The organism is Azospirillum isscasi (assembly GCF_030849505.1).
Lineage (GTDB): Bacteria > Pseudomonadota > Alphaproteobacteria > Azospirillales > Azospirillaceae > Azospirillum > Azospirillum isscasi.
Genome location: NZ_JAUJFI010000196.1, coordinates 1 through 9,372 on the forward strand (window position 1 = coordinate 1; position 9,372 = coordinate 9,372).

The 9,372-nt window shown below is 67.1% G+C and carries 8 protein-coding genes; 7 read left to right on the forward strand and 1 reads right to left on the reverse strand.

Annotated elements, in window-relative coordinates; genetic code table 11:
* Together QSG27_RS25405 and QSG27_RS25410 are read left to right on the forward strand one after the other, a co-directional pair.
* A partial coding sequence (locus QSG27_RS25405) for a cell envelope integrity EipB family protein (protein WP_306711096.1) occupies window positions 1-773 on the forward strand: 773 nt, incomplete at its 5' end.
* Window positions 774-921: 148 nt separating this feature from the next.
* Window positions 922-1,149: a hypothetical protein gene (locus QSG27_RS25410; protein ID WP_306711098.1), complete on the forward strand. Its 228-nt coding sequence runs from the start codon at window positions 922-924 to the stop codon at window positions 1,147-1,149.
* A gap of 115 nt (window positions 1,150-1,264) precedes the next feature.
* On the opposite strand, the gene aspS is transcribed toward QSG27_RS25410, so the two are convergent.
* Complete coding sequence (aspS, locus tag QSG27_RS25415) at window positions 1,265-3,094, reverse strand: aspartate--tRNA ligase (protein WP_306711099.1); 1,830 nt, start codon at window positions 3,092-3,094, stop codon at window positions 1,265-1,267.
* 166 nt (window positions 3,095-3,260) lie between these two features.
* Here aspS and rnd point away from each other — a divergent pair, with 166 nt between their 5' ends.
* The 5 genes from rnd (at window position 3,261) to QSG27_RS25440 (ending at window position 9,350) form a co-directional block, all read left to right on the forward strand.
* Complete coding sequence (rnd, locus tag QSG27_RS25420) at window positions 3,261-4,427, forward strand: ribonuclease D (protein WP_306711101.1); 1,167 nt, start codon at window positions 3,261-3,263, stop codon at window positions 4,425-4,427.
* 266 nt (window positions 4,428-4,693) lie between these two features.
* Window positions 4,694-5,983, forward strand: coding sequence for an EAL domain-containing protein (locus tag QSG27_RS25425; protein WP_306711102.1), 1,290 nt, complete (start codon window positions 4,694-4,696; stop codon window positions 5,981-5,983).
* A 505-nt stretch (window positions 5,984-6,488) separates the two neighbouring features.
* The gene (locus tag QSG27_RS25430; protein WP_306711104.1) at window positions 6,489-8,519 is read left to right on the forward strand and encodes a lytic transglycosylase domain-containing protein; all 2,031 of its coding nucleotides are present in this window, start codon (window positions 6,489-6,491) and stop codon (window positions 8,517-8,519) included.
* Complete coding sequence (gene moaB / locus QSG27_RS25435) at window positions 8,506-9,042, forward strand: molybdenum cofactor biosynthesis protein B (RefSeq protein ID WP_306711106.1); 537 nt, start codon at window positions 8,506-8,508, stop codon at window positions 9,040-9,042. The genes QSG27_RS25430 and moaB overlap by 14 nt, the downstream gene beginning before the upstream one ends.
* Entirely contained in the window at window positions 9,039-9,350 is a 312-nt protein-coding gene (locus QSG27_RS25440; protein WP_306711108.1) for a hypothetical protein, read from the forward strand. Before moaB ends, QSG27_RS25440 begins: the two co-directional genes overlap by 4 nt.
* The last annotated feature ends 22 nt before the right edge of the window (window positions 9,351-9,372 follow it).

A 9,372-nucleotide genomic window follows, 5' to 3' on the forward strand; every position in this document is an offset into this window, starting at 1 on the left:
CGCCCGCCGGTGCCGCCGGCGCGGCGGGCGCGGCGGCGGGTGCCGCGGCGAACATCCTGCCCCACCGCGCCGTCTACAAGATGTCGCTGCTGTCCGCCCGCAACAGCTCGAAGGTCAGCGACGTGCGGGGCCGCATGCTGTTCGAATGGGCCGACGCCTGCGACGGCTGGACGACGGAGCAGCGCTTCCAGCTCCGCTTCGTCTACGCCGAAGGCGACGAGATGGCGATGACCACCAACTACACGACGTGGGAGGCGAAGGACGGGCGGCGTTACCGCTTCAACGTCCGCAAGCTGATCAACGGCGAGGAGGACGAGGAGGTGCGCGGCGACGCCCGGCTGGCCAAGGACGGCACCGGCACCGCCGCCTTCTCCAAGCCGGAGCCTCAGGACATGGAGCTGCCCCCCAACACCATGTTCCCGACGGCGCACACCCTGGCCGTGCTGGACCACGCCGGCGCGGGCGACACCTTCTTCAACCGGATCGTCTTCGACGGCGCCGACTCCGAAGGTGCGACCGAAGTGTCCACGGTCATCGGCGCCGCGATCCAGGCCAAGGAGGACGGCGCCGAGCCGCTGCTGAAGGGCAAGAAGGCGTGGCCGGTGCGCATGGCCTTCTTCCCGCTGAAAAGCGACTCCGCCCAGCCGGAGTACGAGATGAGCCTGCGCCTGCTGCAGAACGGCGTTGCCGAGTCCATGCAGATCGACTACGGCGATTTCACCGTGAACGCCATCCTGGAGAAGGTGGAGGCTCTGCCCAAATCGGGATGCTGACCTTTGGTTGCATAACCCGCAACCTCTGGCGCAATTCGTTACAAATCAGTTTACCGTATTTTGAGAAACTGGCCTACACTGTGCATGGTGCCCCCGGCACCCCGGCAACAGCCGCGGCGCGCACCGGCAGCAGGATGAGGGTTTCTCTATGGCCAAGAAGCAGGTTTTGGTGGGACAGGTGTTCCAGACCGTCGGCGCGACCAACGGGCGGTCCTGGCGCGTTCGGGAAACCGTGACCCTGTACGGCATCCCGCATGCCCGCGTGGTCAGCACGGAGGACGAAGGCGACGCCAAGACGCTGAGTTGCCTCGTTCTCACCGACTCCAACTATTACCGGATGATCGGATCGCCCTCCGCCGGCAGCGTCGCGGCCTGACGCCATACGGTTTCAAAGGAAAGCCCCCCGGCCTTGCGGACGGGGGGCTTTCCTTTTTGGGCCGCCCTTGCCTCCCCGCCGAAGCGGAGAGGCAAGGGAAACGGTTCATCAAGCGTCAGGTGGCGGCCTTCGGCGTCTCGGCGGCGACCTTCGGCTTCGGCAGGTCCAGCTTCAGGTGCAGCTCGCGCAGGCGCGTCTGGTCCACCGGGGCCGGGGCCTGCATCAGCAGATCCTCGGCGCGCTGGTTCAGCGGGAAGGCGATGACCTCGCGGATGTTCGGCTCGTCGGCCAGCAGCATCACGATGCGGTCGATGCCCGGAGCCGAACCGCCGTGCGGCGGGGCGCCCAGCTTGAAGGCGCTCAGCATGCCGCCGAAGCGGGCTTCCAGCTCCTCCGGCGGGTAGCCGGCGATCTCGAACGCCTTGTACATCACCTCCGGCAGATGGTTCCGGATGGCGCCCGAGGACAGCTCCACGCCGTTGCACACGATGTCGTACTGGAACGCCTTGATGTCCAGCGGGTTCATCGTGTTCAGCGCCTCCAGGCCGCCCTGCGGCATGGAGAAGGGGTTGTGGCTGAAGATGACCTTGTTGGTCTCCTCGTCCAGTTCGTACATCGGGAAGTCGACGATCCAGCAGAAGCGGAAGGCGTTCTTCTCGATCAGGTCCAGCTCCTCGCCGATCTTCGTGCGGGCGAAGCCGGCCAGCTTGGCCGCCGGGCCGGGCTGGTCGCAGACGAAGAAGACCGCGTCGCCGTCCTCCACACCCGCCAGCGTGCGCAGTTCCGCCTGGGCGGCCTCCGGCACGAACTTGGCGATCGGGCCCTTGCCACCCGCCGCCTCGAAGATGATGTAGCCGAGACCCGGCGCGCCCAGGCCGCGCGCCCAGTCGTTCAGCTTGTCGAAGAAGCTGCGCGGCTTGTCGGACACCTTCGGGGCGCGGACGGCGCGGACCACGCCGCCCTTCTCCAGCGTCTGCTTGAAGGCGCGGAACTCCACGTCGTCGCGCTTGAACACCGCGGTGACGTCGGTGATTTCCAGCGGGTTGCGCAGGTCCGGCTTGTCGTTGCCATACTTCAGCATCGACTCCGCGAAGGAGATGCGGCGGAAGGGCGGCTTGTCGATGACCGGCGGCGTCTCGCGGCGGAAGCCGCCGAACTCGTCGAAGATGCCGTGCAGCACCGGCTCGATGGCGGCGAAGACGTCGTCCTGGGTGACGAAGGACATCTCGAAGTCGAGCTGGTAGAACTCGCCCGGGCTGCGGTCGGCGCGGGCGTCCTCGTCACGGAAGCAGGGGGCGATCTGGAAATAGCGGTCGAAGCCGGCGACCATCAGCAGCTGCTTGAACTGCTGCGGCGCCTGCGGCAGGGCGTAGAACTTGCCGGGATGGTTGCGGCTGGGCACCAGATAGTCGCGCGCACCCTCCGGCGAGGAGGCGGTGAGGATCGGCGTCTGGAACTCCGTGAAGCCCTGCTCGATCATGCGGCGGCGCGCCGACGCGATGACGCGCGAGCGCATCAGGATGTTCTCGTGGATGCGCTCGCGGCGCAGGTCCAGGAAGCGGTAGCGCAGGCGCACGTCCTCGCCGGCGTCGGTGTCCTGATTGACCTGCAGCGGGATCTGCTCCGCCTCGCCCTGCACCGTCAACTCGGCGATCTGCACCTCGATGCGCCCGGTCGGCAGGCGGTCGTTGATGGTCTCCGCCGTGCGCTTCACCACCTTGCCGGTCACGGTGATCACCGATTCCAGCTTCAGCCGCTCCGCCGCCTGGAAGGCCGGGTTGGAGGTGTCGACCACGCACTGCGTCAGGCCGTAATGGTCGCGCAGGTCGATGAACAGGAGCTGTCCATGGTCGCGCTTGCGGTTGATCCAGCCCGACAGGCGGACAATCTGACCGGCGTTCTCTTCGCGAAGCTGGCCGCAGGTGTGCGTGCGGTAGGGGTGCATGGGTCGAAACACCTTGGAAAAGGTCGGAATCCTGCGCGGAAAAGCGGCCCGACACACCACACCGACCGCGCGGGAATGTCAAGTCGCCATCCGCGTCCGATGCTACCGGGGAGACTTGCCGAAGGGCGAGCTTTCGCGCGGACGCGCGCTCGTGTATGAACCCCGCATGACACTCATCACGACCACCGAAGACCTCGACGCCTTCTGCCGCTCGCTGGCCGGGGCGGACTACATCACCGTCGATACCGAATTCCTGCGCGAGAAGACCTACTGGCCGCAGCTCTGCCTGGTGCAGGTGGGCGGACCGGACGGCGCGGTCGCCATCGACCCGCTGGCCGAGGGCATCGATCTGGCGCCGCTGTTCCGCGTCATGGTGGACCCCGCCATCCTGAAGGTGTTCCACGCCGCCCGGCAGGACGTGGAGATCTTCTGGCATCTGTCCGGCCAGATCCCCCACCCGCTGTTCGACACCCAGGTCGCCGCCATGGTCTGCGGCTTCGGCGAGAGCGTGGGGTACGAGACGCTGGTCACCAAGCTGGCCGGCGCCCGCATCGACAAGTCCAGCCGCTTCACCGACTGGTCGCACCGCCCCCTGACCGAGCGGCAGCTGACCTACGCGCTCTCCGACGTGATCCATCTGCGCCCGGCCTACGAGAAGCTGAAGCGCCGCCTCGTCCGGTCGGGCCGCGCCCACTGGCTGGAGGAGGAGATGGCCGTCCTGACCGACCCGGCCACCTACCAGGTGGACCCGGACAGCTCCTGGCTGCGGCTGAAGGTGCGCACCAACAAGCCGCGCTTCATGGCCGTCCTCAAGGAGCTGGCGGCGTGGCGGGAGCGCGAGGCGCAACGCCGCGACCTGCCCCGCTCCCGCGTGCTGCGGGACGAGGCGCTGCTGGAGATCGCCGCCCACGCCCCGACCAGCGTGGACGACCTCGCCCGCACGCGCGGCATGGGCCGCGGCTTCGCCGAGGGGCGGCAGGGCGCCGACGTGCTGGCCTGCGTCCAGAAGGGGCTGGACGTTCCGGAGGCCGACCTGCCGCGCGTCGAGCCGCGCGAGGAGCCGCCGCCCGGACTGCAACCGGTTGTTGAACTTCTGCGCGTGCTCCTGAAGATGAAGTGCGAGGAGAACAACGTCGCGTCCAAGCTGGTCGCCTCCGCCGCCGACCTGGAGGCCATCGCCGCGGACGACGAGGCCCAGGTGCCCGCCATGCACGGATGGCGCCGGGAATTGTTCGGGGAGGACGCGCTGGCCCTGAAGCACGGGCGCATCGGTCTGGCGGTGCTCGACCGCCGTGTCCGCATCGTTCCGGCCGGTGATGGAACGGGGTCGTGAACGGCCCCGTCCAGAATCGTTCCAGAAAGAGGTAAGAATCGGGCTGGTGCCGTGACAGGTTCGATCAGCTTCGCGACGTTTAGCCAAAATTGTGAAACAATTCATCGCAATTAACACCGCTTTAAGGCATTGTTAAAAAAGGTCAGGGCTAATAAGTCACGGGCTCCGTACCCATGCCGTGTATCGGCGCGGTGTGGTTCGCGGATGGAATTCTCGCCTATAAGGTGCGCACACGCCCTATGTGCCCACCTGGGGGATTTCGTGTTATGAGCAGGTTCGGCGGCAAACCACCCATGGGACGCGACCGCGTCCGCCTCTCCACGACGGAGAAGCAGGCCGCCGTCGCCGCCGCGAAGGACCAGAAGCCCGAATTTGACAACGACAAGCTGCTGAATCTTCTCCGCTCTGCGAAGTCCGAGTTGCAGGGCATGCGCCTGATCCACATGCATCTGTCGCTGCTGCGGGACAAGGACCCGTCCAGCCAGATGATCGTCCGCACGATCATCCAGGAACTGGCGAACAAGGCGTCCTATCTCCAGTCCTTCAACATCTCCAACGGCGACGTCATCATCCTCTACAAGGGCCTGAAGCTGACCGGCGTCACCGACGTCTGCCAGAAGGTGGAGCAGATCTTCCTGGCGAAGACGACGCTGACCGGGCCGAACCCCTACAAGGAATATTCCCTCTATTCGATCATGGAACTGGCGTTGAATTTCATCAACGTCATCCGTTTCATCGAAGAGTTGCAGGCCAACGAGACCGGCAACCATTCCAACGAGACCAAGCCGCCGATCACGCTGGAGGAGATGGCGAAGCTCGAACGCTCCATGCAGATGTTCGACCTGTCGCCCTTCCTGTTCAACCAGGCCATCGCCAACATCGGCCGCAACGCCGAAGAGGACATGGCCTATTTCGAACTCTACATCTCCATCAAGCTGCTTCAGGAACGGCTCTGCCCGGAATACGACATCACGGCCAACAAGTGGCTGTTCAACTATTTCACGGCGAACCTCGACCAGTCGGTGCTGCGCGCGCTGAATCACGGGCTCAGCTTCATGCGGGGCCGGCGCATCGGCATCAACATCAACCTGTCCACGGTGATCTCCACAGGGTTCGTGAAGTTCGACGAGCGGCTTCCCCTCGATTTCCGCGGCCAGGTGGTCCTTGAGATCTCCAAGGGCGACCTGATCGAGAACCTGTCGCTGTTCAACGAGGTGGTGGAATTCGCCCAGGACCGCCGCTACCAGATCGCGGTGGACGGGCTGAACCCCTTCTGGGTGACGAACTTCGATCTGGAATATCTGAACGCCGACTACGCGAAGATCTTCTGGTCCAACGACATGCTGGAGATGGACCCGACCTTCGAGAAGTATTTCATCGAGCGCATCCAGGAACAGGACCGCTGCAAGTTCATCCTGGCGCGCTGCGACAGCGTGTCGAGCCTCGTCTACGCCCACAAGGTCGGCATCACGATGGTGCAGGGCCGCGCCGTGGACAACATCCTGCGCAAGGGCGTGAGCGTCCGCGAAGCCATCGCCCACGCCAAGGTGGCGTGACGTAAGACGGCGGCATGGGCCGGCAGGCGCCCGTCGAGAATTTCCCGAAAAATTTTACGAAAATCTTCCGAGCGGGCATCGGCTGCCCGCGGCGACGCTCCCCCCAGTGCGCCGATGGGGGGCGCCGATGGGGGGCGCCGATGGGGGGCGCCGATGGGGCGGGGTCGCATGCTCCGCGAAACGGTTAACGCCACCCCTTATTTAAAATGTCCCTCTTATTGCACCTTTTCTTGCGCGGGCATTCGAACATTCGACATCCATAGACATTCCAAACATTACCCAAGTACTTCGAAAGATCGGATTGGTTTACCAAGTCACCGCTATGCCGTTGCGCCAAACAGCACAGAAAGGCCCATGACCTTGCGCCAAATGGGTCTTCCCACCGGGCTAGGGCCATTTTTCTGCACCTCCTAAGTTGCTGAAAACCCTTGCGAACAGACAGGCTCGACCGCTGTTGGGGAATCATCTTCTTGCGATTCTCGCCAACAGCGGTTATTCGAATATCATGTTCCGGATATTGTGCAGCGCAGCAAACACCGTCTCGCTGCGGCGGAAGGTTCTGGGAATTGCGGGGGTGGCGCTGGCGCTGTGCGCGGCACCGGACCCGACGGGCGGTTACCGCCCGGCCCAGGCAGGGCTTGTGATCCACGCGCCGGATGGACGACCCGTCGTCCCGCCGGGCTTCGAGCATGCCGAGCAGACCCTGCTTCTGGCGACGGACGCCGACGCCCGCGCCATCCAGTTGACGGAAGAGGACGCCCGCCATTACCGGCGCATCTTCGCCCTTCAGGAACGCGGGGAGTGGGAGGGCGCCGACTGGGAGATCCGCCTGCTGCGCGACCGCCGGCTGATGGGTCACGTTCTGCGCCAGCGCTATCTGCACCCCGACCGCAAGGCGGGCTATGACGAGCTGGCGGCGTGGCTCCAGCGCTACGGCGACCTGCCGGGCGCCGAGCGCATCCACGCGCTGGCCCAGCGCCGCGCCCCCGCCGGACAGCGCGCCCTGAAGCCGCCGCGGGGCGGCGACGGGGAGCGGCTGACCGGATCGCTGGAACGGCTGGGCGGCCTGCGCCCCGAACCGCTTCCGGAAACCGTTTCCGACGACGAGCAGAGCGATCCGGAGAAGAGCGCCGAGGCGGCGGACGACAAGAACAAGCTCACCGTCGCCCCGCGCAGCCGCACCGCCAGCGCCAGCCGGACCGACCACGCCGCCGTTTCCCGCGTGACGGACCTTCTGCGCGCCGGAAAGCCGGGTGCGGCGCTGTCTCTGCTGAATCAGGACGAGATCGGGCGGAACCTCGATTCGGTGCAGTACGACCGGGCGCGGGCCCGCATCGCCGCTTCGCTCTATTACTCCGGCGAGGTGTCGCAGGCCCTGTCGCTGGCCTCGGCCAGCCCCGCCCGCTCCGGCCCGGCGGTGACGGAGGCGCAGTGGATCGCCGGCCTCGCCGCCTGGAGGCTGAAGCAGTACGACCGCGCCGCCCGCCACTTCACCGCCCTGGCCGAGGCCGGTCCCCAATCGCCCTGGCTGGCCTCCGCCGCCGGCTTCTGGGCCGCCCGCGCCCACGCCCGCCGGGGCCGGGAGGAGCAGGCCCGCGTCCATCTGGCCGCCGCGGCGCGCTACCCGCACACCTTCTACGGGCTGCTGGCCCACCGCAAGCTGGGCGGGTCCGGCGACCTGAACTGGCGCACGCCGGAGCTGACCGGGCGCCACCTGAAGGCACTGTCCGCCCTGCCCGGCGGCGCCCGCGCCATCGCCCTGATCCAGGCCGGCCAGCGCGAGACGGCGGAGATGGAGCTGCGCCGCATCCACCCGCGCGGCGATTCGCTGGCGGAGCAGGCGCTGGTGGCTCTGGCCGACCGCGCCGGGCTGCCGGGTCTGGCGCTCCAGGTCGGCAACGCGGTGGCCGGGCCGGACGGCGCGCCCTACACCGCGGCGCTCTACCCCGTGCCGCATTGGAAGCCGCGCGACGGCTTCGCCGTGGACCGGGCGCTGGTCTTCGCGGTGATGCGGCAGGAATCGCGCTTCGACCCGAAGCTGGTCAGCTCCGCCGGGGCCACCGGCCTGATGCAGATCATGCCCGCCACCGCCCAGCATGTGCAGGAGCGCAACGCCGACATCGGCGAGGCCGACACCGCCCGCAGCGGCCTGTTCGACCCGTCCACCAACATGGAACTCGGGCAGCGCTATCTGGCGGAGCTTCTGAACGGCCAGGACATCGGCAACAACCTGTTCCTGCTGACCGCGGCCTACAACGCCGGCCCCGGCACGCTGGCGCGCTGGCGCAAGGAGTTGGCGGACGTCAACGACCCGCTGCTGTTCATCGAGAGCCTGCCCTACGCCGAAACGCGCAATTACGTGGAAAAGGTGGTCGCCAACTTCTGGATCTACCGCCTGCGCCTGGGGCAGGAGACGGAATCGCTGGACGCCGTTGCGGAGGGCCGCTGGCCGGTCTATATGCCGGTGGATGTCTTCCCGGCGGCCCGGTCCACCCAGGTCGCCCAACACGCCGAATCCGCCGATGCCGAAAATTGACGAATCCCGTCCGTTCCTGCCCGTCAACATCGCCGTCGTGACCGTTTCCGACACGCGCACGCTCAGCGACGACCGCTCGGGCGACGCGCTGGTGGAGCGGCTGACCGGCGCCGGCCACCGGCTGGGCGCCCGCGCCATCGTGAAGGACGACATCGCCGCCATCCGCGCCCAGGTCCAGGCTTGGATCGCCGATCCGGAGATCGACGTGGTGCTGACCACCGGCGGCACCGGCGTGACGGGCCGCGACGTGACTCCGGAGGCCGTGGAGGCCCTGTTCGACAAGCCGATCCCCGGCTTCGGCGAACTGTTCCGCCAACTCAGCTACGCCAAGGTCGGCACTTCGACGATCCAGAGCCGGGCGACCGGCGGGGTCGCCAACGGCACCTACGTCTTCGCGCTGCCGGGTTCGCCCAGCGCCTGCCGCGACGCCTGGGACGACATCCTGGTCTTCCAGCTCGACAACCGGCACCGCCCCTGCAACCTCGTCGAACTGATGCCGCGCCTGCGCGAGCATCAGGTGTGAACGGCACCGCCGGTCTTCATGCCGCGCTGACCCGGCTGCCCGCCTTCGCCGGCCTGCCGCCCGCGGCGCTGGAGCCGATGCCGCGCCGGGGCGTGGCCCACGACCATGTGCGGCTGGCCGGGCGCGGTCTGGTCGCCCGCGTCCCGCGCTGGAGCCAATTGGGGCTGGACCCCTTCGCCAATCTGGAGCAGCAGGCCACCGCCTTCCGCCGCGCCGCGCCCGGCGGCCACACGCCGGAACTGGCCGTCGTCCTGCCGCCATCTACCCCAACTACATCCAGATCGTCGCCAGCAAGGATTCGGGCGTGAAGACGCTGGCCGACCTGAAGGG

Bases quoted from the DNA above. Each gene is read 5' to 3' on its own strand.
- moaB (WP_306711106.1), top strand. From the start codon at position 8,506: ATGCCGAAAATTGACGAATCCCGTCCGTTCCTGCCCGTCAACATCGCC.
- rnd (WP_306711101.1), top strand. From the start codon at position 3,261: ATGACACTCATCACGACCACCGAAGACCTCGACGCCTTCTGCCGCTCG.
- QSG27_RS25410 (WP_306711098.1), top strand. From the start codon at position 922: ATGGCCAAGAAGCAGGTTTTGGTGGGACAGGTGTTCCAGACCGTCGGC.
- QSG27_RS25430 (WP_306711104.1), top strand. From the start codon at position 6,489: ATGTTCCGGATATTGTGCAGCGCAGCAAACACCGTCTCGCTGCGGCGG.
- aspS (WP_306711099.1), bottom strand. From the start codon at position 3,094: ATGCACCCCTACCGCACGCACACCTGCGGCCAGCTTCGCGAAGAGAAC.
- QSG27_RS25425 (WP_306711102.1), top strand. From the start codon at position 4,694: ATGAGCAGGTTCGGCGGCAAACCACCCATGGGACGCGACCGCGTCCGC.